This window comes from Corynebacterium senegalense, from assembly GCF_900411315.1.
Taxonomy (GTDB): Bacteria; Actinomycetota; Actinomycetes; order Mycobacteriales; family Mycobacteriaceae; genus Corynebacterium; species Corynebacterium senegalense.
The window spans coordinates 664583-686913 of the sequence record NZ_LS990887.1 but is presented as its reverse complement, the minus strand read 5'-3'; the positions used below and the strand labels follow the sequence as shown (position 1 = coordinate 686913).

27 protein-coding genes and 1 pseudogene are annotated in these 22331 nt (G+C 69.0%); 7 read left to right on the top strand and 21 right to left on the bottom strand.

Annotated features, from left to right (window positions below):
* Positions 1 to 76: 76 nt before the first annotated feature.
* The 7 genes from crtI (DYZ02_RS03340) to DYZ02_RS03310 all read right to left on the bottom strand — a co-directional run bounded on the left by crtI (DYZ02_RS03340) (position 77) and on the right by DYZ02_RS03310 (position 6232).
* Positions 77 to 1252 (bottom strand): phytoene desaturase family protein, encoded by a 1176-nt coding sequence (gene crtI, locus DYZ02_RS03340; protein ID WP_115684976.1) that lies wholly within the window; start codon positions 1250 to 1252, stop codon positions 77 to 79.
* Between the two features lie 182 nt (positions 1253 to 1434).
* Positions 1435 to 2367, bottom strand: coding sequence for an ABC transporter substrate-binding protein (locus DYZ02_RS03335; RefSeq protein WP_115684975.1), 933 nt, complete (start codon positions 2365 to 2367; stop codon positions 1435 to 1437).
* Positions 2368 to 2378: 11 nt separating this feature from the next.
* Positions 2379 to 3059 carry an ABC transporter permease gene (locus DYZ02_RS03330; RefSeq protein ID WP_115684974.1) on the bottom strand — a complete coding sequence of 227 codons (681 nt, stop codon included), beginning with the start codon at positions 3057 to 3059 and terminating at the stop codon, positions 2379 to 2381.
* The gene (locus DYZ02_RS03325; protein WP_115684973.1) at positions 3056 to 3706 is read right to left on the bottom strand and encodes an ABC transporter permease; all 651 of its coding nucleotides are present in this window, start codon (positions 3704 to 3706) and stop codon (positions 3056 to 3058) included. The genes DYZ02_RS03330 and DYZ02_RS03325 overlap by 4 nt, the downstream gene beginning before the upstream one ends.
* On the bottom strand, positions 3703 to 4509 hold the full coding sequence (locus DYZ02_RS03320) for an ATP-binding cassette domain-containing protein (protein WP_115684972.1): 807 nt from the start codon (positions 4507 to 4509) through the stop codon (positions 3703 to 3705). The genes DYZ02_RS03325 and DYZ02_RS03320 overlap by 4 nt, the downstream gene beginning before the upstream one ends.
* A 57-nt stretch (positions 4510 to 4566) precedes the next feature.
* A complete protein-coding gene (locus DYZ02_RS03315) occupies positions 4567 to 5193 on the bottom strand; it encodes a CPBP family intramembrane glutamic endopeptidase (RefSeq protein WP_115684971.1) in 627 nt (208 codons plus the stop codon).
* Positions 5194 to 5263: 70 nt separating this feature from the next.
* Positions 5264 to 6232 carry a suppressor of fused domain protein gene (locus DYZ02_RS03310; RefSeq protein ID WP_115684970.1) on the bottom strand — a complete coding sequence of 323 codons (969 nt, stop codon included), beginning with the start codon at positions 6230 to 6232 and terminating at the stop codon, positions 5264 to 5266.
* Between the two features lie 201 nt (positions 6233 to 6433).
* On the opposite strand from DYZ02_RS03310, the gene DYZ02_RS03305 reads away from it, so the two are divergent.
* On the top strand, positions 6434 to 7222 hold the full coding sequence (locus DYZ02_RS03305; protein ID WP_115684969.1) for a Bax inhibitor-1/YccA family protein: 789 nt from the start codon (positions 6434 to 6436) through the stop codon (positions 7220 to 7222).
* Between the two features lie 285 nt (positions 7223 to 7507).
* Entirely contained in the window at positions 7508 to 7654 is a 147-nt protein-coding gene (locus DYZ02_RS11465) for a hypothetical protein (protein ID WP_220272198.1), read from the top strand.
* A 961-nt stretch (positions 7655 to 8615) separates the two neighbouring features.
* On the opposite strand, the gene DYZ02_RS11310 is transcribed toward DYZ02_RS11465, so the two are convergent.
* Genes DYZ02_RS11310 through DYZ02_RS03260 form a run of 8 tightly spaced genes read right to left on the bottom strand, consistent with a single transcriptional unit; the run spans position 8616 to position 14132 of the window.
* Positions 8616 to 8894: a hypothetical protein gene (locus DYZ02_RS11310; RefSeq protein ID WP_181896881.1), complete on the bottom strand. Its 279-nt coding sequence runs from the start codon at positions 8892 to 8894 to the stop codon at positions 8616 to 8618.
* A gap of 24 nt (positions 8895 to 8918) precedes the next feature.
* Entirely contained in the window at positions 8919 to 9782 is an 864-nt protein-coding gene (locus DYZ02_RS03290; protein ID WP_115684968.1) for a prenyltransferase, read from the bottom strand.
* A complete protein-coding gene (locus DYZ02_RS03285; protein WP_115684967.1) occupies positions 9779 to 10066 on the bottom strand; it encodes a lycopene cyclase domain-containing protein in 288 nt (95 codons plus the stop codon). The genes DYZ02_RS03290 and DYZ02_RS03285 overlap by 4 nt, the downstream gene beginning before the upstream one ends.
* Complete coding sequence (locus tag DYZ02_RS03280) at positions 10063 to 10374, bottom strand: lycopene cyclase domain-containing protein (RefSeq protein WP_115684966.1); 312 nt, start codon at positions 10372 to 10374, stop codon at positions 10063 to 10065. The genes DYZ02_RS03285 and DYZ02_RS03280 overlap by 4 nt, the downstream gene beginning before the upstream one ends.
* Complete coding sequence (gene crtI / locus DYZ02_RS03275; protein ID WP_115684965.1) at positions 10374 to 11912, bottom strand: phytoene desaturase family protein; 1539 nt, start codon at positions 11910 to 11912, stop codon at positions 10374 to 10376. Before crtI (DYZ02_RS03275) ends, DYZ02_RS03280 begins: the two co-directional genes overlap by 1 nt.
* A complete protein-coding gene (locus DYZ02_RS03270) occupies positions 11905 to 12759 on the bottom strand; it encodes a phytoene/squalene synthase family protein (protein ID WP_425451033.1) in 855 nt (284 codons plus the stop codon). The genes crtI (DYZ02_RS03275) and DYZ02_RS03270 overlap by 8 nt, the downstream gene beginning before the upstream one ends.
* 7 nt (positions 12760 to 12766) lie before the next feature.
* A complete protein-coding gene (locus DYZ02_RS03265) occupies positions 12767 to 13513 on the bottom strand; it encodes a glycosyltransferase family 2 protein (protein ID WP_115684963.1) in 747 nt (248 codons plus the stop codon).
* A 7-nt stretch (positions 13514 to 13520) separates the two neighbouring features.
* Positions 13521 to 14132: a CPBP family intramembrane glutamic endopeptidase gene (locus DYZ02_RS03260; protein WP_115684962.1), complete on the bottom strand. Its 612-nt coding sequence runs from the start codon at positions 14130 to 14132 to the stop codon at positions 13521 to 13523.
* Positions 14133 to 14157: 25 nt separating this feature from the next.
* Here DYZ02_RS03260 and DYZ02_RS03255 point away from each other — a divergent pair, with 25 nt between their 5' ends.
* Positions 14158 to 15567 carry an SDR family NAD(P)-dependent oxidoreductase gene (locus DYZ02_RS03255; RefSeq protein WP_115684961.1) on the top strand — a complete coding sequence of 470 codons (1410 nt, stop codon included), beginning with the start codon at positions 14158 to 14160 and terminating at the stop codon, positions 15565 to 15567.
* Here the strand turns inward: DYZ02_RS03255 and DYZ02_RS03250 are convergent.
* Together DYZ02_RS03250 and DYZ02_RS03245 are read right to left on the bottom strand one after the other, a co-directional pair.
* Positions 15554 to 16876, bottom strand: a complete 1323-nt coding sequence (locus DYZ02_RS03250) for a cryptochrome/photolyase family protein (protein WP_115684960.1) — start codon at positions 16874 to 16876, stop codon at positions 15554 to 15556. The genes DYZ02_RS03255 and DYZ02_RS03250 overlap by 14 nt on opposite strands.
* Complete coding sequence (locus DYZ02_RS03245) at positions 16873 to 17286, bottom strand: GNAT family N-acetyltransferase (RefSeq protein WP_245945837.1); 414 nt, start codon at positions 17284 to 17286, stop codon at positions 16873 to 16875. The genes DYZ02_RS03250 and DYZ02_RS03245 overlap by 4 nt, the downstream gene beginning before the upstream one ends.
* Before the next feature lie 6 nt (positions 17287 to 17292).
* On the opposite strand from DYZ02_RS03245, the pseudogene DYZ02_RS11520 reads away from it, so the two are divergent.
* Positions 17293 to 17376, top strand: a pseudogene (locus DYZ02_RS11520) (Bax inhibitor-1/YccA family membrane protein); the annotation flags it as partial.
* Positions 17377 to 17444: 68 nt separating this feature from the next.
* Here the strand turns inward: DYZ02_RS11520 and DYZ02_RS03240 are convergent.
* The 3 genes from DYZ02_RS03240 to DYZ02_RS03230 all read right to left on the bottom strand — a co-directional run bounded on the left by DYZ02_RS03240 (position 17445) and on the right by DYZ02_RS03230 (position 19181).
* Positions 17445 to 17972, bottom strand: a complete 528-nt coding sequence (locus DYZ02_RS03240; RefSeq protein ID WP_115684958.1) for a hypothetical protein — start codon at positions 17970 to 17972, stop codon at positions 17445 to 17447.
* Between the two features lie 67 nt (positions 17973 to 18039).
* Positions 18040 to 18561, bottom strand: a complete 522-nt coding sequence (greA, locus tag DYZ02_RS03235; RefSeq protein WP_115684957.1) for a transcription elongation factor GreA — start codon at positions 18559 to 18561, stop codon at positions 18040 to 18042.
* A 116-nt stretch (positions 18562 to 18677) separates the two neighbouring features.
* The gene (locus DYZ02_RS03230) at positions 18678 to 19181 is read right to left on the bottom strand and encodes a DUF4307 domain-containing protein (RefSeq protein WP_245945605.1); all 504 of its coding nucleotides are present in this window, start codon (positions 19179 to 19181) and stop codon (positions 18678 to 18680) included.
* A 134-nt stretch (positions 19182 to 19315) separates the two neighbouring features.
* On the opposite strand from DYZ02_RS03230, the gene mca reads away from it, so the two are divergent.
* The 3 genes from mca to DYZ02_RS03215 are packed head-to-tail and all read left to right on the top strand — an operon-like array spanning position 19316 to position 21320.
* Positions 19316 to 20212: a mycothiol conjugate amidase Mca gene (gene mca / locus DYZ02_RS03225; RefSeq protein WP_115686352.1), complete on the top strand. Its 897-nt coding sequence runs from the start codon at positions 19316 to 19318 to the stop codon at positions 20210 to 20212.
* On the top strand, positions 20213 to 20518 hold the full coding sequence (locus DYZ02_RS03220; protein ID WP_245945603.1) for a hypothetical protein: 306 nt from the start codon (positions 20213 to 20215) through the stop codon (positions 20516 to 20518).
* Between the two features lie 31 nt (positions 20519 to 20549).
* Positions 20550 to 21320: an isoprenyl transferase gene (locus tag DYZ02_RS03215; protein ID WP_115684956.1), complete on the top strand. Its 771-nt coding sequence runs from the start codon at positions 20550 to 20552 to the stop codon at positions 21318 to 21320.
* 13 nt (positions 21321 to 21333) lie between these two features.
* On the opposite strand, the gene coaA is transcribed toward DYZ02_RS03215, so the two are convergent.
* The gene (gene coaA / locus DYZ02_RS03210; RefSeq protein WP_115684955.1) at positions 21334 to 22257 is read right to left on the bottom strand and encodes a type I pantothenate kinase; all 924 of its coding nucleotides are present in this window, start codon (positions 22255 to 22257) and stop codon (positions 21334 to 21336) included.
* Between the last annotated feature and the right edge of the window lie 74 nt (positions 22258 to 22331).

Sequence of the window (22331 nt, the reverse complement as noted above, 5' to 3'; positions counted from 1 at the left end):
CGATTAGTTTCGTTGTGGAAAGTTAATCACGGCCGCTCCAGGCCCCGCGCCGGAATCGCGGGGAAAGAGGCCGGCCTCAGGAAAGCGGGCCCGGGCTGCGGTCGCCGCGCAGGCGCTTGACCACGTTCTCAGCGGAGATGAGGCACATCGGCACCCCCACGCCCGGCACGGTCGTCGCCCCGGCGTAGTACAGGTTGCGCAGCTTGGCCGAGCGGTTCGAGCCGCGCAGGAACGCCGACTGCCTCAGCGTGTGGGCGGGGCCGATCGACCCGCCCGACCAGGCGTTGTAGCGCTCGGCGAAGTCTGCCGGGCCGAGTGTGCGCCGCACCACGACGCGCTCGCGCAGGTCCGCGATGGCGCACCAGCGCCCGATCTGCTCCAGCGCCGCGTCCGCGATCGCGTCGACGCGCGGGGAGGCGACCCCGCGGTAGAGGTCGACGTGCCCGATCTCCTCGGCGGCGGGTGTCGGCACGAGCACGAACAGGTTCTCCGCCCCCTCCGGGGCCGTCGACGGGTCGGTCGCGGAGGGCTTGGACACGTAGATCGAGCGGGAGGCCTGCAGCGGGCGCCGGGCGACGGGCACGTCGAAGCAGGCGTCGAAGTCCGGCGTCCAATCGCTGCTGAACAGCAGGTTGTGGTGGCTCAACTGCGGCAGCGCGCCCTCGACGCCCAGCATGAGCAGCACCGTGCCCAGGCCGGGGTCGCGCGAGGCGAACCACTTCTCGTCGTAAGTGCGCGCCCGCTTCGGCAGCAGCCGGGTCTCGGTGAAGCGCAGGTCTGCGGCGGAGACGACGATCTCCGCTGGCAGCTCGGTGCCGTCGACAAGCCGAACGCCCGTCGCGAGCCTCCCCGCGAGAGTGATGGAGGCGACCTCGCGGCCGAGCAGCAGCCGGGCACCGTTGTCCTCCGCGAGCCCGCGCAGCGCCCCGATCACCGCCGCGAACCCGCCCTGCGGGTAGCGCACTCCCTGGGTCAGGTCGGTGTGGCTCATCAGGTGGTAGAGCGAGGGCGTGCGCGAGGGGCGCGTGGAGAGGAAGGCCGCCGGGTAGAGGAGCATCTGCCGCAGGCGCGTGTCGGTGAAGCGCCGCTCCACGCACCTGTCCAGCGGCACGGCGAGGCAGCGCAGGAGCTCCAGGTAGTCCGAGCGCAGGTCGCGGCCCACGTAGGGGCGCGGCGAGCTGAAGGTGGTGTAGAGGAACTTCTCGACGGCCAACGAGTACGCCTCAGCCCCCGAATCGAGGTAGCGCTCCAGCTGCGCCCCGCCGCGCCGGCCCCGATGACGACGGCCCTCTACTCAGCCACGACGGTCCCCCTTCCCGGCGCGCCGGGCGGCGCGGGCGGTGACCAGCACCTTTGTGCCCGTCGGCACGCTGATCCGGGTCACCGCCAGGTCGGCGGCGGGGCGGGCTCGGGAGAGCTCAGGGTAGCACCCGCTCAGGCGTGATCGGCCACCCAGTCTCGGGCAATCTGGGCGGGCTCGGCGCGCTCTGGGCCCACGTTGCGCAGGTTCATCGCCACCAGGTCCTCGGTGGTCAGCTTGGCGTCCACCGCGTTGATGACGTCGAGCGCGCCGGCGGGCAGCGCGCCCGCCTTCACCACGGGCAGGACGTTCTGCGGCGGGATCAGGTTCTCCGTGTCCTCGAGGGTGACCAGGTCGGCCTCGGAGCCGTCGCTGAGCAGGGCGGGCGAGGTGGTGAAGATGTTGGCGGCGTCCGCCGCGCCCTCCACCAGTGCCTGCACGGTCAGCGGGCCGCCGCCGTCCGAGATCGGGTTGACCGAGACCTTGGCCGCGTCGATGCCGTAGGTCGAGGTCAGGCCCTTCGGCCCGTAGGGCCGCTCCGCGAACTCCGGCGGCGCGGCGATGGTGATCTTATCCAGCTTGCCCAGGTCGGCGATGGTCGCCAGCCCGTGCTGCTCGGCCACCTCGCGGGTCACGCGGTAGGCGTCCTTCGACTCGGCCGGGCTGAAGGCGCCCACCTCCAGGCCGTCGGGGAGGGCTTCGGCAAGCGCCTTTTCGACGCCCTTCTCGTCCGCCCCTGCGGGCAGCTCTCCGTAGAACTGGGTGAGGTTGCCGGAGTACTCCGGCACGACGTTGATGTTGCCCTCCTCGAGCGCCCCGAGGTAGACCTCGCGGGAGCCGATGCCGGAGGTGACGGTGACGTCGAAGCCCTCCTTGCGCAGCGCCTCCGCCCAAATCTGGCCGATGATCTCGGACTCCGGGAAGTTGGCGGTGCCGATGACCACGGTGCCCGCCGCGGCCTGGGAGGAGGGGGCGGAGCTCTCCTTGGCGAAGGGGTCGGAGGACCCGCAGGCGGTCAGGGTGAGGGTGGCCAGGGCGAGTGCGCCGGTGGTTGTGACGTGTTTCATGCCCGCCCAGCCTAACCGCTTTTGGCCACACCGGGCGGGCGCACCATCCGCTGCACCCCCGCGAGAGCCAGATCCACGGCGAGCGCCAGCGCGGTCACCAGCACCGCCCCGGCCACCATGCGCGGGTAGTCCTGCACCGCGAGGCCGTCGATGAGGTAGCGCCCGAGCCCACCCAGTCCGATGTAGGAGACCACCGTGGCGGTGGCGATGACCTGCACGACGCAGGAGCGCAGCCCGCCGACGATCACCGGCGCGGCCAGCGGCAGCTCCACCCGCGTCAAAATCTGGGCCTCGCTGTAGCCGGCCGCGCGGGCGGAGTAGATCACGTCGCGCTCCACGGAGTCGAAGCCGGCGACGATGCCCGCCAGAAGCGGTGCGACACCCAGCAGGACCAGCACGAGCGTCGCCGGGATGAGCGGCACCGTCACGCCCTTGGGCAGGGCGATGGCCAGCCAGGTCAGCAGCCCCAGCACCGGCAGCGCGCGCAGCGCGCCCGCGGCGGCCATGATGGCGGTGGCGCCGCGGCGCGTGTGGCCCACCGCCACCCCCAGCGGCACCGCGATCACGGCGGCGAAAGTGACGGCCAGCGCGGTGTAGCCGAGGTGCTGGGCCAGCCGGGCGGCGAAGCCCGCCGGCCCGGCCCAGTTCGCGGACGAGGTGAGGTAGGCGAGGGCCTGGGAGAGCTGGTTCATCGCAGGCCCGCCTTCCGCGTCCAGGGCATGGTGAGGCGCCCGAGGGCGACGAGGAGGGCGTCGATAAGCACGGCGAGGGCGACCGTGCCCACGAGCCCCGCGATGATCTGGGTGGGGAAGGAACGCTGGAACCCCTCAGTGAACAGGGTGCCCAGCGACTGCACCCCGATGAGCGCGCCGACCGAGACGAGGCTGACCGTCGACGCGGCCACCACGCGCACCCCCGCGAGCAGACCGGGGCCCGCCAGCGGCAGCTCGACGCGCAGCACCCGGCCGAGCCGCGTGTACCCGGCGGCCGTGGCGGACTGCAGCACGGCGGCGGGCACGGCGTCGAAGGAATCGGCCGCGGAGCGCACCATCAGCGCGACGCCGTAGATGGTCATGGCCACCACGACGTTGACCGGCGAGAGCACCGAGGTGCCCAGCACCAGCGGCAGCAGCACGAACATCGCCAGGGAGGGGACGACGTAGATGAGGCCGGTGGCCGCCACGATGGCCTCGCGGGCCCGCCCGGAGGCGTGGGCGAGCCAGCCGAGCGGCACGGCGAGGGCGAACGCGAGGGCGACCGCGGGCAGGGAGAGCAGCAGGTGGTCGAGGGCGAGGGAGCCGATGCGGCCGGCGTTGGCCGCGAGCCAGGTCCAGTTCACTTCAGCACCCCCTTGATGTTGCCGGCGCCGTCCACGACGACGTCCTCGCCGCCGCGGCGCACCACGCTCAGCTCGCGCTCGTCGGCGCCGATGAACTCGCGCACCGCCGCGTTGGCGGGGCGGGCCACGATGTCGGCCGGGGCACCCTCCTGCTCGATGCGCGCCGCCCGACCGAGGATGACCACGTCGTCGCCCAGCAGGAAGGCCTCGTCGACGTCGTGGGTGACCATCAGCACGGTCGTCTCCATCCGCTCCTTGAGCGCCAGGACCTCGCGCTGCAGCCCGCGGCGCACGACGGGGTCGACGGCCCCGAAGGGCTCGTCCATGATGAGGATGTCGGGCCGCGTCACCAGCCCCCGCGCCACGCCCACGCGTTGCGCCTGCCCGCCCGACAGCTCCGCCGGGTAGCGCCGGTGCAGGTTCGCCTCGAGGTTGACCAGCTCGAGCATCTCCGCCGCGCGCGTGCGCGCCTCGCTTTTCGACGCCCCACCCAACGCCGCGATATCCGCCACGTTGTCCAGCACCGTGCGGTGCGGCATGAGCCCGGAGTGCTGCATGACGTAGCCGATGCTGCGCCGCAGCTCGACCGGGTCGACCCCGGCCACGTCCCTGCCGCGGACGAGGACCTGGCCCCCGTCCGGCGCGACCATGCGGTTGACCATGCGAAGCAGCGTGGTCTTGCCGCAGCCGGAGGGCCCGACGAAGACCGTCGTCGCCCCCCGCCCGACGGCGTGGGTGAAATTCTCCACGGCAGGCGCGGTGGATCCGGGGTAGGTCTTGCTCACGCCGCGAAATTCAATCATGGGCTACCAATCTATTGGGTGTGTCGTGTGGTCAGTGCGGTTGACGGGGCCGGAGGGTTAGAAGAACAAGGGAAGCACGAGGAGCATGGAGGTGCTCCACGCCAGGTGCGCGCCGACGGGGGCCCAGAGACGCCCGGTGCGGCAGGCGAGCCACTGGCACAGGGCGCCCAGCGCCGCCGCGCCGACCAGGAGCAGCGGCACGCCCATCGCGACGGTCATCAGGACGTAGATGCCCACGGACGCCGCTGCAGCGGGCAGCCCCGCCCGGACGAAGCCGCCCCGAGCGAGCTGGCGCGGGACGACGTCGCGGTACTCCAGCTCCTCACCGATGCCGTTGAGCACGAGAACGGCGAGCGTCGGCGCGAGGCCTCCGCGCTGCGTGGTGGACAGCAGCACCGAGACGGGCTCTGCAAACGCGGGGATGCGGCTGGCCACGAGCGCCCCGGCGAAGAAGACCACGGCGAGCGCCAGCCCCGCGCCGACCCCGCCAGCGAGCTGCGCCGCGGCGCCCCTGCCGGAGAGGGCCGAGCGGTCGCCCCACGCTGCCCACGCGGCGGCGTATACCGCGGCCACGGCAAGGGTGAGCGCGTAGTACTCGGGGGTGCCGTCGCCGGCGCGCCGGGCCGCGTAGAGTCCGGCCGCGCCGGCTGCGCAGGGCAGCAGGAACGCAAGGCTGCGGGTCATGGGTGCCCTCCCTCACTGCGCCGGGTGTCTCGTCCACCGTGAAGTATAGGGACTCGCGCATGCGAGGGGGTCAGCTTTCGGTGTCGATGACCCGGATCTCCAGCGGCGCCGTGCGCAGGGGGTACGTGCCCGGGGCGGTGTCGAGCACAGCAAGGATCTCGTCGGCGAGCGGCCCCGCCGCCCCGACATCCAGGAACCCCTCGCCCGCCTGCGTCGGCCTGTCAGGGGAGAAGCGCAGCCACGTCGCGCCACCCCCGGATTTCACCAGGGCGAAGGCGCGCCCGAACGTGAGCCGCCCGCGCATCGCCCGCAGCAGGGCGCGCGCTCCGGCGGGGTCCATGTCCACCCTCCCCGGCGCCACATCCAGGTACTTCACTTCGACAGCGCTTATCGACGACCCCTCAGCTGCCACCCCGGCCTCCACCCGCGCCCGCGCCGCGGCGTTGTCGCGCACGGACGGACGGCCCGGGTCGGTGAGCCCGAGCGGGAAGACCTCCCCGAGCTCGCCGGTGAACTTGAGCGGGTCCCATGCCAGCGCGTCCTGCAGGTCCCGGGCGGTGAGGCCGACGGCGTAGGTGTAGCGCACGGTGCCGGTGGCGGTGTCCACGTCGCCGAGGACGGGGTCGGCGACGAAGCTGAACCCCGCCACTGCCCCGTCTCTCGTCCGGGGCAGCTCCATGTAGTGCCCCGGCTCGATGGCCCGGCCGGTGCGGCGGACGTGGGCGCTCATGTGGGCGAGGGCGTCGGCGGGCCACTGGAGCGGCAGGGGAGACGTCGCGGGGGTGCGCAGGCTGAGCTCGTACTGCAGTCCGGCCACCGGCACGGTCGAGGCGACGCGGGACAGGCCGAAGGTGGTGTAGAGGACGTGGGGGAGGGGCTCGTAGCAGAAGTGGGCAAGCACCTCCACCTCGGCGCGGCCCGGATAGGAGAAGGTGAAGGGGTCGGTGTGCGTCGCTTGCTCGGCGAGGCGGGCGAGGAGCGCGTCGCCCCCGACGCGAGGGCCGCGGCGGCGTTGCGGCCCGGCGGCAAAGATACCCATAGGTGCATGGTAGATCCCCGCCGCCGCGCGGCAGGGACGTTTCGCCGCCGACTTATGTGTGCCACTGGAAACTAAGCGGGAACTATTCTCGGATCCGCGGCGTTGTACCCAGTGTCTGAGTTTGATGGGGAGTGACGTCCCCGGCGCGAGCCGGCGTCACCCCCGGAAGATGTGAACCCATGATGAAAGGAAACGGGCACAGTGAAAACCAATAACCCCGTGCTGAACTCTCTCCCCGGGGCGCAGGATCGCGGCGGCTACGGCTACGCGCCCGCCCCCTCGGCTGGCCTCGACGCGGAGCGTCCGATGACCATCGACGACGTGGTCACCAAGTCCGGCATCACCCTCGGCGTCATCGTCCTGTTTGCGGTGCTCAACTTCGGCCTCGCCGCCGCGGGCAACGAGGGCCTGGCGATGATTCTCACCTTCGTCGGCGCGATCGGCGGCTTTATTACGGTGCTGGTCCACTCCTTCGGCCGGAAGTTCGGCAGCAAGGCCGTCACGCTCACCTACGCGGTTTTCGAGGGCCTCTTCGTCGGCGGCTTCTCCCTGATCCTGAGCGGCTACATGATCGGTGGGGCGAACGCCGGCGCGATGATCTTCCAGGCGATCCTGGGCACCCTGGGTGTGTTCTTCGGCATGCTCTTCGTCTACAAGACGGGCGCGATCCGCGTCACCCCGCGTTTCAACCGCATCCTCACCGGCGCGATCATCGGCGTTGCCGTGATGGCCCTGGGCAACTTCCTGCTCGCCATCTTCACGCCGCTCAACCCGCTTCGCGACGGCGGAACGCTGTCCATCATCTTCGGCCTGGTCTGCATTGTTCTTGCGGCGCTTAGCTTCCTCCAGGACTTCGATGTGGCCGACCGCCTGGTGCGCACGGGCGCGCCGGCGAACATGGCCTGGGGCGTCGCCCTCGGCCTCGCGGTGACCGTGGTGTGGCTCTACACCGAGATCCTGCGCCTGCTGTCCTACTTCAACCGCGACTAGGGCGTGTCTCATATTGGGGGTGGCGAGTGTGTGGGACGCCGTGTCGTATGTCGCGTTTCCAGATGCTCACGGATTCCTAGTTCGACTTGTTTGCTGACCTGTTGCCCAAACCCACCGGAAGGCCAGGTTGTCCTTTCTCGGACCCTCGCCGCACCGTTGAAGGCATTCTCCTCCCGGCTGCGCGCCGGTATTCCCTGGCGGGACCTGCCGGAATGATTCGGCTCCTGGCAAACCGTCCACCGGTGGCACCACCGCCTGGCCTGCGACGGGACGTGGGATGTGATTGTGACCCGGCTCCTGGCGCAGGCCGACGCCGAAGGCAAAATCGACTGGTCGGTCAGCGTGGACTCCACGATCAACCGCGCCCACCAGCACGCGACGAACATCACCCGCCACACAGCAGGCTGGGTCGAATTACAGCAATGCGCCTAACGAGCCCGCCGACCATGCCTTTGGGCGATCACGCGGCGGGCTGTCGACAAAAATTCACGCCCTCGTCGACGGCAACGGCATGCCGCTGGTGGTGCTCATCGGGCCCGGCCAGGGTGGGGGAAACCCGATGTGCGTCCCCCTGCTGGAAAACCTGCGCGTGCCGCGTACCTGCGGGCGACGGCGAACGCGCCTGGATGAACTTCGCGCCGACAAAGCCTAGTCATCCCGTCAGGTACGCGACTATCTGTGCAAATGCCGTATCACCGCGACGATCCCCGAGCCTGCAGACCGCATCGCCAACCGCAAACGCAAAGGATCCCGCGGCGGCAGACCACCGGCATTCGACACCGTCTCGTGCAAAGGCCGCAATGTCGTCGAGCGCCGGTTCTGTAACTTCAAGCAGTGGCGCGGCCTGGCAACCCGATACGACAAACACGCACTCGTCTACCGGGCAGGCGTCGTCATCGCTGCCGCCGTCGCATGGCTCAAAATTTTATGAAACACGCCCTAGGCGACCTACCGGGGCTACGCGAGATTCAACACACCACACGCCTGCTGGATATCACACGCCTTGCCGGTATTGATACCGCCATTGCGGAGCTGGGCCCCGACGTTGACGCTGAGGTGTATGCCCGTCTTGACGCGTACTTGGTGGAGGTGTTTGCCGCCGCGAAACCCAACCAACCGTTGTTGACACCAAAAGCCATCACGCACCGGCTGAGACGGTTGATTGCCGAGCTGGACACGACCGTGAGGTACGACGCGGCTAAACGCACCCGCCGCACCCGCCCACAGGATGCGTTCGTGGCCCACGACTATGAACTCGGTGCGCGCTCGGGCACCACGATTGAGTGCGACAACACCACCCACGCGTTGATCCGGCACTACCGCGCACAGGTTGCACAAGAGAACAACATCTCCGAAGACGGGGCAGCACGCCTGATCCTGACCGGTGAACTCACTACACCACCGGACTTGACCTACCGCGGGGCACGAAGATCATCCCAGTGGACACGGCGGGCGCATCGTGCTGGTTGGTGGTGGTGTAGGCGAAGCGATACTGCGCCGCCGCGCTGCCCAGCCCCACGTTCGGGTCAAGCGGGGTGGTCGCGAGCAGCGTCCCGGCAGCGCCCTGGGGTGCGGGGACAATAAGCTCCGAATCGTAGATCGGCGAGGCCTGGGCGAGGGGCGCGCACGCGAGGGCGGCGCACAGGTTAAGGGCTATCGTGTGGGCACGCATACTATGTTTGCGCCCCAAGCTATCCTAAAACGAGGGCGGAAACAGGAAAAAGAGCACGGCAATGGTGATCACACCGCCAGTGGCGAAGTTCAGCCACAGAAACACTCGCCATGCCCGGTTCACATCGGCCGACGTCTCATCGGTGACGTTGGCAAAGCGCAGCGCATTCGCGGCGTAGCCGAGCCCGAGCACACCCACGACCCAGCCCGGGACGGGCAGGGCGAAGCACAGTAGGGCAGCGATGGCGTACCCGCCGCAGGCCAGCCGAGTGGTCAGCCGGGCACCGAGCCCTGTCGCAATCGAGCTCAGGCCCCCCTCGCGATCGGCGACGACGTCTTGGACGGCGCCAAGCGCGTGGCTCGCCATCCCCCACAAGAGAAACGCGGCCGTGGCCAGCCAGAACCCACGGGAAACCGCGGGGTCGGCTATCGTGGCGCCAACCAGCGCTGGCACTGTGAAGTGGGCCGAGGACGTCACCGAGTCGAGGACGGGAGTTTCCTTGAACCGAAACGGCGGGGCCGAGTAGGCGTAGACCGCGAACAGCGCGAGCGTGAGCCAGAGCGCTGAGGCCCAGGTGCCTGCGGCGTAGAGGACGAGCGCGAAGGGGAGCGTCGTCACGCCCGCTGCGATGAGTAACGGGCAGTGCAGGCTTTTCGGCAGCACGGCGCCCTCGATCCCGCCCTTGCGCGGGTTGCGAATGTCGGACTCGTAATCGAACACGTCGTTGATGCCGTACATCGCGATGTTGTACGGGATGAGGAAGAACACGAAGCCGACGAGCAGGAGCCAGTCGAAACGGCTGGTGTCCAGCAGGTAGGCCAGGGCGAAAGGCACCGCGGTATTGACCCAGCTAATCGGCCGCGATGCGGCAAGGATGGCGCGGATCATGAGGCCTTCCCCGGCCACAGGGCGGTGACCACGAGGCAGACGAACACGGTGTAGAACAGGTCCTCGACGGGGATAAGGCCCAGGTAAATGCCGAGGTTGTTCGCGCCGTCGTACTCCACCAGGCCTGCGGCGACCATCAGGTTGTCGAACACGATCGTCAGCGTCAGCAACACCGCAGCCACGATCGCGGTCACCTTGAACTGGGAGGCATACGCGTGACGACGCCCCACCCACAGCACCGCTGCCCCCAGCAGAAACGGGAGGCTGATCAACAGGTACGTCACGGGCCAACCACCTTTCGCGCGCCGGAGGTCACGTTCAGCGTGAGGTAGGTCAGGAAGAACAAAAAGATCGGCTCCTCAAGAGGCATTTCGGGCGCGAGCTCGACGCCGATCATGAACGGGGAGTCGCCGCGGAAGAAGGTGCCCGTGGCGATGCCGAGCGCGTCCCACAGCAGAAGCAGCGCGACCACCGCAGCCGACAGCAGCGCGGCGCGGCGTGCGTCGGCGAAGAACGCGAGCGTGAACCGCCAGTCGCACAGCACCATGCAGACGATGCTGAGCAGCAGAAACGTCAGGTACGCGAAGGCCATTAGAACTCCTCCGGCAGGGGGCCAGGGGAGCGGTCGCCGCGCAGACGCTTGATCACGTTCTCGGCCGAGATCAGGCACATCGGCACGCCGACGCCCGGCACGGTTGTTGCCCCCGCGTAGTAGAGGTTGTCCAGCTTGGCGGAGACGTTCTTGCCGCGCAGGAACGCGGACTGGCGCAGGGTATGCGCCGGGCCGATGGAGCCGCCCGACCAGGCGTGGTAGCGCTGCGCGAAGTCGCTCGGGCCGAGGCTCCGGCGGACACGAATGTGCTTGCGCAAGTCGGGGGTGTCGCACCACTCGGCGATCTGCTCGATCGCGGCGTCAGCAATCGCGTCGACGGCAGCGGAGGCGCGGTCGTTGTACATGTCGCCGTGGCCGAACTCCGAAGCGGCGGGCACCGGCACGAGGACGAACAGGTTCTCGCCACCCGGCGGGGCGGTGGACGGGTCCGTCGCGGAAGGCATGGAGACATAAATCGAGCGCGAGGAGTTCAGAGGCCGCGTGGCGACGGGCCCGTCAAACACCGCGTCGAAGTCGTCGTCCCAGTGCTCGCTGAACAAAAGGTTGTGGTGGGCCAGCTGAGGCAGTTTCACGTCGGTGCCCAGCATGAGGAGCACCGTACCCAGGCCCGGATCGCGGGAGCCGAACCATTTTTCCGGGTAGGTGCGCTTCGCCGGCGGCAGCAGGCGCGTCTCGGTGAAGTGCAGGTCCGCGGCGGAGACGACTATATCCGCCTCGATGGTCTCGCCGCTGGCCAGGCGCACCCCGGTCGCGCGCGAGCCAGCGTAGGAGATAGCGGTGACATCCGAGTTCAGGCGGATTGAGGCGCCGTTGTCGCGCGCCAGGGCTTCAAGCGCATCGACGACGGCCGCGAACCCGCCCTGCGGGTACTTCACCCCCTGGACCAAATCCGTGTGGCTCATCAGGTGGTACATCGACGGGGTGCGCGCCGGGTGCGAGGACAAAAACACCGCCGGATACGTCAGGATCTGGCGCAGGCGCGTGTTGTGAAAGCGCGCGGCGACGTACTTGTCTAGCGGCACCGTCAGCAAGCGAGCGAGGTCGGTGAGCCGGCGCGAGAAAAACGGGCGCAGAGAGCTAAACGTGGTGTACAGGAAGCGCTCGACCGCCATCTCGTAGGTGTCGCGGGCAGAATCCAGGTAGTCGCCTAAGGCGGGGCCGGCGCCGGGCGACAGGGCGTCGAAAAGCGCGATGGCCTCCTCGCGGCCAGAGATGACGTCGACGGGCTCGGCGTTTTCCGGGAACAGGCGGTAGGCCGGGGTCAGCTCGACCAGGTCGAGAAGGTCAGCGGTGCGCTTGCCAAACAGCGCGAAGAAGTGGTCGAAGGCGTCGGGCATCAGGTACCAGGACGGGCCGGTGTCGAAGCGGTAGCCCTCGACGGTCTCTTCGCCCGAGCGGCCCCCGCAGGAGCCGAGGCGCTCGACGACGGTGACGTCGTAGCCTTCGCGGCCGAGCAGGGCGGCGGTGGCAAGGCCGGCGACGCCGGCCCCGATCACGATAGCGGTGCGGTTAGCCACGGTTTCTCCTTACGGCGCGGGCGGTCAGGTACAACTTGCGGTGGCGCGGGACGGACACGCGCGTGGTGGCCAGGGCGGCGGCAGGGGTGGCGTCGATACGCTCGGTGAGCTCGCTAAACAGTGCTTCCGCGGCGGCGACGGCCCCGCGCGCTGAGGAGGGGATGAGCGGGATGGCGCGGCGGGCACGTGCGAGGTCGGCGCGGATGTCGTCGACAAGCTCGGCCTTGACCGCGTCGTCGATTCCGCGGCCGCGCAGCTGGGGGAAGTAGGTGCGGCCCAGGTCGTCGCGGTCCTCGGCGAGGTCGCGCAGGAAGTTGACCTTCTGAAACGCTGAGCCCAGCGCGCGAGCGCCGTTATCCAGCTCGGCGCGCTGCGTGGCGGTGACGGGCTCGTCCGCCACGAACGCGGCCACACACATCAGCCCGATGACCTCGGCAGAGCCGTAGACGTAGGCGTCGAAGTCGGCTGGGTCGTAGGTGGATTGGTTCAGGTCGCGGCGCATCGACGCGAAGAACGCGCGCACGTGGTCCTCGGAGAAGCGGCAGCGCCGGGCACTCAACGCCCAGGCGTGGATCACCGGGTCGGTGTGGAAGCGCGCGTGCGGGGCGGCGACGACCTGGGCCTCGTAGGCGTCGAGGAGCTCGGCGGCGTGGTCATCGGCCGCGCCGTCGACGATCTCGTCGGCGATGCGCACCATCGCGTACAGGTTCCGCACGTCCGCGCGGACCTGGGGGCCCAAGAACCGCGTCGCCAGCGAAAAGCTCGTGGAGTAGTGCGCGATGACGTCTCCGGCGACGCGTTCGCACATGGCGTCGTAACGCCTCAGCATTGAGGGGGAATGCATAATAGTGACCCTATACGCGCTCGAGGAGACGACGCTGCGGGGGTGAGGTGGAAAAGCCCTTGCGCATTGAGTACATCCCGCGCGCGAAGCGGCGCGCGAGCTGGCGGGCACCGCGCAGCGCCCGCGCGTCCATCGCCACGGAAATGTCCGGGCGGTACAGTACGGTTTCGTTCGCGCGCACCGCAAAGGAAAGCAGCATATCGTCGTGCGCGAACGTGTCGCTCGAATCGATCGAGTCGCGGATTTGATCCCACCAGCTTGCTGAGAACGCGCAGTTAGTGCCGAAAAACGGCGCGTGGCCGAGCGCCGAGCCGACACTGTATCTGTATGCGCGCAGGTACGCGGCGCTGAGCAGCCGCCCGCGCAAGCCGGGGATGTCGAAGCGCGCCGCGCCGGTAAGCCCCACGACTAGTTTTGACGCCGACGCGTCGGCCCAGGCGTGCAGCCAGCGGGCGCAGAAATTGGGAGCGAGCTCGACGTCCGCGTCGACGCGCACGATGAGGTCGGCCCCGCGCGCGGCAGCCGCGTCATAACCCGCGCGCGCCGCCCACGTCACCCCGCGCCGCGGCTCGGCCACCACAATCGCGCCGTGGGCGCGCGCCACCGCGGCAGAGTCGTCACTCGAGCCGTTGTCCACCACAATGACGTGGTCAAAGGGCCGCTTTTGCTTATCGACGCTCGCCAGACAGCGCGCCAGGAGGGGGGCGTCGTCAAGGCACGGGATGACGAGCGCGACGGTGGTCGGCGAAGGGGGCATGGCTTTCCTAGCGGAAGAACAACGGCAGGATAAACAGCATACCGATGCTCCAGGTGAGGTGGAGCGCGATGGATGAGTAGAGGCGCTTACTGCGCGCGGCCTCGTAGTAGGAGACGGCGCCGATCACCGCGGCGGCGAGGATCAGCAGCCACACGCCCATCGCGGCGGTGACCAGACAGTACAGTGCGATGGACACGACTGCGCGGCGGTCGGGGGGCAGCTGGCGCGGCACCGCGTCGCGGTAGACCAGCTCCTCGCCAATGCCGTTGATGAGCAGGACGAACAGGGTGGGCACGATGCCGCCGCGCTCCGTGGTGGAGAGCAACTGGCTCACGGGCTCCGCCAGCGCCGGGATCCGGCTGACAATCACCGCGCCGGCCACGAACACGACGGCAAGGACGGCGCCGATGGCGACGCCGCGTGCGATCTCCGAAGCCACGTGGGGGCCGGCGAAGGCGCGGCGCGAGCCCATGTACCACCACGTCAGCGCGTACACGATCGCGGTGATCACCGTGGCGACGTAGAAGCCGGGGGTGCCGTCGCCGGCAAGGCGCGCGGTGAACAACCCTGCCGCGCCGAGCAGACAGGGGACCACGAAAGCGTACTTGGGAAGTGGCATCGCTAAAAATTATAAACTCAACAGCATGAAACTTGCTCTCGTTACCGGCGCAACCGGCTTTATTGGCCAGCGCGTCGTCGAAGCCCTTGTTGAACGCGGCTGGAAGGTGCGCTGCCTGTGCCGCAGCCGCGACAAGGCCCTGACCATGGATTGGGCACGCTACCTCGACACTGGGGAGGTCGAGATCGTCGAGGGCGACGCCGCCGAAAAGGTTGACGTCGACCGCGCGCTCAACGGCGTCGATTGCGCCTGGTACCTGCTGCACTCGATGTCGTCGGGCAGCGGCTTCGCCGAGGAAGAGGCGAAGATGGCGCGCCAGTTCGGCGAAGTAGCCGCGGCGCAAGGCGTCGGCAGGATCGTCTACCTCGGCGGGCTCCACCCGGACAACGAGGACATGTCCGAGCACCTGAAGTCGCGCGTGCGCGTCGGCGAGGAGCTGCGCGCCGCTGGCGTGCCCACGGCGGCCCTCCAGGCGGGCGTGGTCATCGGCGACGGTTCGCTGTCGTTCGCGCTGTTGCGCCACGTTTCCGAGCGCGTGCCCACTTTTGCGGCGCCGAAGTGGATCACCAACCGCATCACCCCGATCTCTGTGCGCGACGTCGTTCACTACCTCGTCGCTGCGGCCGATCTGACTGCTGAGCAGGACCGCACGTTCGACATCGGCGGGCCCGACACCATGCCGTACGTGGATATGATGCAGCGCTACACCCAGGTCGTCGGCGTGCGTCGCAGGCCGTTCCTCTCGGCGCCCATCATGACCCGTCGCCTCGCGTCCTTCGGCCTGTCCGTGCTCACGCCGCTGTCGATGAAGGAGATCCTGCCGATTTTCGACTCCGTGTCCTCGGACACCGTGCTCAAGGAGCGCGACTTGGAAAAGCTGGTGGGCACGCCCGAGGGCGGAAACCAGTCCTTCGAGGAGGCCGTCGAGATCGCGGCGCGCGGCACCCACCCCGCGCGCTACGGGCGCATCGCCAACGCGGTGCACCTCGGCGTGCTGGCCACGGCCGTCGCCGGCTCACTTCTGACCAACCCGAAATCCGCCCGCTACGCGCGGCTGAAGAAGCCCTCCTGGCAGCCCCCGGCGGCGGCGTTTCCCATCGTGTGGACTCTGCTCTACATCGACATCGCCGTGATCGCCACCACCACCATCGCCGATTCGCTGGAGGAGGGCGAGCCCCGCGCCGCGCGTAACGACGCCCTCGCGCTCGCGGGGAATCTCGTCCTCAACGCCGGCTGGAGCGGTGTGTTCTTCCGCTCGCGAGCCCGCCGCTTGTCGACGCTCTGGGCAGGCGCCCTCGCAGCCTCCTCAGCCGACCTGGTGCGCCGCGCGCACCGCCGCTCGCCGACGCGCGGGCTGCTGCTCGCCCCCTACCCGCTGTGGTGCGCCTTCGCGACCGTGCTGACCGGCGAAATCGCGCGCCTTAACCGTTCTTAATGTCGTCGTAGGCCGCTAGAGCCCGCAGCCGCGACTGCTTCACGTCCGCCATCGGCTCTGGGTAGTCGGCGGTATCGGGCAGCCAGCGCGCGACGTAGGAGCCGTGCGGGTCGAACTTCTCCGCCTGCGTCAGCGGGTTAAAGATGCGGAAGTACGGCGCGGCGTCGTCACCGGAGCCCGCGACCCACTGCCAGTTGAACGCGTTGGAGGCGGCGTCGGCGTCGACAAGCGTGTCCCAGAACCACTCCTCGCCGTGGCGCCAGTGGATGCCAAGGTTCTTTGTCAGCCAGGAGCCGGTGACCATGCGCACCCGGTTGTGCATACGCCCGGTCGCCCAGAGCTCGCGCATCCCGGCGTCGACAAGCGGGATGCCCGTGCGCCCCGATTGCCACGCCGCGAGCTCTATCAGGTGCTGGGCGCCGGGGTCCATTTCGGGTTGCGCGAACGCCGCGGCCGTGGTGCCGGGCACAGCGTTGGGTGTCCACTCCCAGTCGAAGCGGTCGAACTTCTCGCGGACGTTCTTCGTCTCCATCTTGGGCACGTGGTAGTAGCGGTGCCAGGCGAAGTCGCGCCACAGAAGCTGCCGCGCGAACGCCCACGCCCCCGCGTCGACGGCTGCGAGCCACACCTCGGCGGGGCTGATCTCGCCGAAGCGCAGGTGCGGTGACAAGCCCGAGGTGAGACCGTCGAGGGCGTTGTTGTCGTAGTCGGCGCTGGAGGCGATGAACTCGGCGAGGCGTGCGCGGGCCGCGTCTTCGCCGGGCGTGTTGTGCTGCGCAAGCGTAGCGGCCCACGCGGGCTCGCCGGGTGCGTCCACCGTGGCGGGGTCAATGTCGGCCGGGGTGATGTCGGGGACGGGAAGGGGCGTGGGAGGGGCGTCGAGAAGCAAACTGCGCGCGGCGTTGAAGAACGGCGTGAAGACGCGGTACGGGTTTGCGCGCACCTCCCAGGGCTCTGTGAGCAGGTAGCCGGGGTGCGAGACGGCGCCGGTGGCCTCCTTAACCGCGGCATCGACGTCCGTGAGGTAGTAGCGGCGGTTCCACGTCACCGCCGCGCCGAGCTCGCGGGCGAAGCGGGGGACGATCTCGCGCGGGTCGCCCTCGAGCTCAATGAGCGGGGCGGGCAAGGCTTCGCGCAGAGCATCGAGGCTGCGGCGCAGCCACCACGCTGCCGCCCGGCCGAGGCTCCGGCCCACCGTTTCGTGGACGTAGAGCCCCACGACGGGGCCGCGCTCGGCCGCCCAGGTCAAGGCGGCGTTATCGGCCAGCCGCAGGTCGTCGCGGAACCACACAATCGTTGGGGTGCTCATCGCGACAGAGTATAGAACCGCGACGGACGCGAAACGCCCAGCGGGGCCAGCCACTTCTCACCCGTGTGCGTAAACCGGAACCCGAGTTTGAGCAGAACCCGCTGCGAACCGACGTTGCCTTCCGCGTGCGAGGCGACGATGAGGGGGTAATCGGTGTGCTCGACCAACGCGGCCGCCGCCTCGGTGGCGATGCCACGGCCCCAGTACGGCGCGGCCACCCAATAGCCCAGCTCCGGGACCTCCCCCTCGTGCAGCGCAACGCACCCGATCGGCCCGCCGCCGAGCGTGATCGCGTAGGTGTCGGGTCCGGATAAGACGTCGGTGATGGAGCGCCGACTCTCCTCCAAGCTCGTGTGCGCGGGACAGCCGGCGCGGGGTCCGACGTCCGGGTGCGAGGCGTGGGCGAACAGCGCCGGGGCGTCGCCCTCGGCCCCGCGGTGACCGTGGTCTGGCTCTACACCGAGATCCTGCGCCTGCTGTCCTACTTCAACCGCGACTAGTCTCGCCGACACGAAGCACAAAAAGAACCCCGCCTCCGAACAGAGAGGCGGGGTTCTTTGTCTGCCGGTTAGCGGTAGTTGCTCTCCGGGTTGATCTTGGCGCCGTCGACGGTGACGGTGGTGAACTGCAGCTCGCCGTCCACGAGCTGCGGGTTGCCCAGGATGACCTCGATGTCGGTCTCGCGGCGGTCCGGGTCCACGGTGACGCGGGTGCCGGTGCCGGTGGCCAGGTCAGTGCCCCAGTCGGACCACGTGATGTTCTCCAGGTAGTCGTTCTGGTCCGCGCAGGACAGCACGATGCGCGCCGGCTGGGTCTGCGACGCCTCGCCGCAGTTGCGCAGCACCGGCAGCGTCCCGGCCGGGACGGCCGACGGGTTGGCGGAGGCGCTGGCGGAGGAGGCGCCCGCGACGTTGGTGGACTGGGCGCCGGAGGTCTGCTCGGTGCCGCCGTTCAGGGAGCCGGGGTTCTGGCTGGTCGCGGTGTCCACCTTTTGCGCCGAATCAACCTGGCCGGGAGGGGAGCAGGCGGCCAGGCCGAGGGCTGCAACTGCGAAGAAACCGGCAGCCGCTGCTGTGCGGGAGGAAGTGAAGTTCACGGATCAGTCCTTAAGCTTTGTGAAGTTCCGGATATGAAATGACAGCTGCGCGCTGAGGCGCGGGGAACTACTGCGCGCGGGGCGTGGAGGCCTTAACCGAATCATACGGCGCGGCGCTGACGATGGTGACCGAAATCTCCCGCCCGTTCGGGGCGGTGTAGGTGCGGGTCTCGCCCTCGGAGGCGCCGACGACCGCGGCGCCGAGGGGGGAGTTCTCCGAGTAGGTCTCCAGGTCCTTGTTGCCCGTGGAGGCGGCGCGGGTGCCGATGAGGAAGGTTTCCTTGTCGTTCTCGTCGCCATTGTAGTACACGTGCACCACGGAGCCGACGAGGGCGACGCCCTCTACAATGCCCGCGCGCTCGGTGGTGGAGTTGGCCAGGATCTCGGAGATCTGCTTGATGCGGGCCTCTTCCTGGTCCTGCTGCTCGCGGGCGGCGTCGTAGCCCGCGTTCTCCTTCAGGTCGCCCTCCTCGCGGCGCTCGTTGATCTCGGCCGCGATGTTCGGGCGGTTATCGATGAGCGCCTGCAGCTCGTTTTCGAGCTTGGCCTTCATCTCCGGGGTGATGTACTGCTGCTGAGTTTCAGCCATGAGGTGTGGGCCTTCCCTAGAAAATACGTCGCGCGGGTACGCGCCGGTCGGGGCGGTCACCGCGGAGGAAACGTGCAAATATACAGGCGAATCGTACCACGGGCGGGGGTGCGGCCTCAGCGGGCCTCGTAATGCGTGGCGGAGGTGTCCAGGTAGAAGGGGATGTCCTCGGAGCAGCCGTAGACACGCCCGGACACGCCCGGCTCGCGCACCGGGAGGTCCACCCCGATGCGGGTGAGTTCCTCGCCGCCGGCGGGCACGGCCACCTCGCGGCGCCCCACCTCAGCGAAGTCGTAGCTCAGCGCGGTGACGATGCAGTAGGAGGGGACGGAGGGGTCCTTGCGCGTCACGTCGATCCACAGGCGGGTCGTTGCGTCGTCGACCGCCTCCTGGGAGATGAAATCGGCCTTGACGGGGATGGCGCGCCGCTCCATCACGTTGCGCCCGTAGGCGACGGCGATGAGCAGGACCACCACGACGATGGCCACGGCGAGGATCTTCCCCCCGATGCCGCTGGTCGCGGGCGCGGCGGAGGCGCCGCCGTAGCGGGCGGAGGTGCGTCGGCTGGCGGCGGGTTTGGATGCCCCGCGGGGTGTGTGGGGAGAGCTCGGTGTGGACACGGGCGGTGCAATCCTCCGGGTGAACGCGCCGCAGGCGGTGCGCGAGTAGGGAAAATGACTTCAGTTGCGATGGTACTAAGATGAATCGGGTTAATGAAAAGCCCCTACGAAAGCCTAGAAAGTTGGAGGACATTGTGAGCGGCAAGCGCCTCCTGGCCATCCACGCGCACCCGGACGACGAGTCTTCGAAGGGCGCGGCGACGATGGCGAAGTACGTCGCGGAGGGAAACCGCGTCAAGGTGCTCACCTGCACGGACGGCCAGCGCGGGGACATCCTCAACCCGGCCATGGACCGACCGGGCGTGCTGGAGAACATCATGAAGGTCCGCGAGGAGGAGATGGCCCGCGCCGCCGCCGCGCTCGGCGTCGAGCACGAGTGGCTGGGCTACGCCGACTCCGGGCTGCCGCAGGGCGACCCGCTGCCGCCCCTGCCGGAGGGCTGCTTCGCGCTGGAGGACAGTGACACGGTGTGCCGCGACGTGGTCCGTGTGATCCGGGAGTTCCGCCCCCACGTCATCATCACCTACGACGAGAACGGCGGCTACCCGCACCCGGACCACCTCAAGGTGCACGAGGTGTCCATGCTCGCCTGGGAGCGGGCGGGCGACCCGGACTACGCGCCCGAGCTCGGCGAGGCGTGGACCCCGCTGAAGCTGTACTACTCGCACGGCTTCATCCTGCAGCGCATGAAGCTGCTCCACGGCATGCTCCTTGAGCGCGGCGTGAAGAGCCCCTACGGCATGATGATCCAGCGCTGGGAGGGCAACCAGGCCGACATCATGGGCCGCGTGACCACCCGGATCGAGTGCAGCGCCTACTTCGGCCAGCGTGCCGCCGCGCTCACCGCCCACGCCACCCAGATCGACCCGGCGGGCGCCTTCCTGGCCAGCCCGGTGGAGGACCAGCAGCGCGCGTGGCCGACCGAGGAGTTCGAGCTGGCGGCCTCGCGCGTGCCCGCCGACACGCCGGAGACGGACCTGTTCGCCGGCATCGACGGCGCGGAGAAGACCGCGCCCGCAAAGGAGAAGTAAATGGTCAACCCCGTCATCAGCCCCGCGCTCGCGAACGCCTCCGGCTGGATCGTGGCGCAGGCGCCGCCGCAGACCCCGGTCGGCCCGGAGTTCGGTAAGGCGTCCCCGATCGGCCTGCTCATCCTCGTGGTCCTGCTCGTGGTGGTGCTCTTCATCGGCTTCGCCTTCCACCGCCGCTACTCGCGCTTCAATCGGAGACGCATGTTCGCCGAGGCGCACGGCATAGACCCCTTCGACGAGGAGGCCCTGGACCAGGCGATGGCTGAGGCCGGGGTGCTCGACAGGCGCCGCAAGACCATCCTCTAAAGCACCCGCCGCGACAGGCTAGGGTAGAGGAGTGACTGCGCTAGCGAAGATCCTGTACCCCCTCTACGAGGCCCGCCTGAGGCGCGAGCTTCGCGGGAAGGCGCGTCCCAAGCACATCGCCGTCATGGCCGACGGCAACCGCCGGTGGGCGCGCGAATCGGGGTTCACGGACATCTCGCACGGCCACCGTGCCGGGGCGGCGAAGATTGGCGAGCTGGTCCGCTGGTCGGCGGAGATGGGCGTCGACGTCGTGACCATCTACCTGCTGTCCACCGAGAACCTGCAGCGGACCACCGAGGAGGTGGAGCTGCTCTTCGACATCATCTCGGAGGTGGTCGATGACCTCGCCACCGAGAACTACACCTGCCGCGTCAAGCTCGTCGGCCACCTCGACCTGCTCCCCGCGCACGTCGCCGAGCGGATGCGCAGATCCGCCGCGACGACCACCGGCAAGCCCGGCCTCAGCGTCAACATCGCGGTTGGCTACGGCGGGCGCCAGGAGATCGTCGACGCGGTGCGCTCGCTTCTCGACGCCAACATCGCCGCCGGGGTCCCCGCCGCCGAGCTGGCCCGGAAGGTCACCATCGAGTCGGTCTCCGAGCACCTCTACACCTCCGGGCAGCCCGACCCCGACTTGGTCATCCGCACGTCGGGGGAGCAGCGGCTCAGCGGCTTCCTGCTCTGGCAGGCGGCCTACTCGGAGATCTGGTTCACCGACACGTACTGGCCGGCGTTCCGCAAGATCGACTTCCTGCGCGCGCTGCGGGACTACTCGCAGCGCTCCCGGCGCTTCGGCAAGTGAGGGCGTCGACAAGCTAGAGCTTGCGCATGCGGACCCGCTCGACGGAGTGGTCCGGACCCTTGCGCAGCACGAGCGAGGCGCGCACTCGGGTGGGGAGGATGTTCTCCACGAGGTTCGGCAGGTTGATCGACTGCCAGATCTCGCGGGCCTCGCGCGTGGCCTGCTCCTCGCTTAGGTCCGCGAAGCGGGCGAAGTGCGCGCCCGGCTGGCGGAAGGCGGTGGTGCGCAGTTTTAGGAAGCGGTCGATGTACCACTGCTCGATGTGAGCGGTGGCGGCGTCGACGTAGACGGAGAAGTCGAACAGGTCGGAGACCATCAGCGTCGGCCCGGTCTGCAGCACGTTCAGGCCCTCGAGGATGAGGATGTCCGGCTGGCGCACCACCTGCTGTTCCTCGGGAACGATGTCGTAGGCATTGTGCGAGTACACGGGCGCGACGACCTCGGGGTTGCCCGACTTGACCTCCGTGACAAACCGCATGAGCTTGCGCCGGTTGTAGGACTCGGGGAAGCCCTTGCGCCCCATGAGCTTGCGCTCCTTGAGCACCTCGTTGGGCCAGAGGAACCCGTCGGTGGTGACCAGGTCCACCCGGGGGTGGGACTCCCAGCGCTGCAGGAGCACCTGCAGCACGCGGGCGGTGGTGGACTTGCCCACGGCGACGGAGCCCGCCACCCCGATCACGTAGGGGACGTGCATGGGGCTGCCCACGAAGGTCTCCGTGGCGGCGGTGAGCTTCTGCCGCGCCAGCACCTGCAGGTGGATCAGGCGGGAGATGGGCAGGTAGATCTCGGCGACCTCGTTCAGGTCGAGGCTTTCGCCGATGCCGCTGAGCTGGGTGACCTCCTCTTCGGTGAGCACCTGGGGCCACGCGGCGCGGCGCTGGCGCCACGACTCGCGGGTGAAGTCGAGGTACGGGCTGGATTCGACAGCGCGGGACATGGCCCCCATTGTCGCACCCGGCGGGCTTCGGCGGGAGACTGGGTGCCCGCGCCGGGGACGGTGAATATACTGCA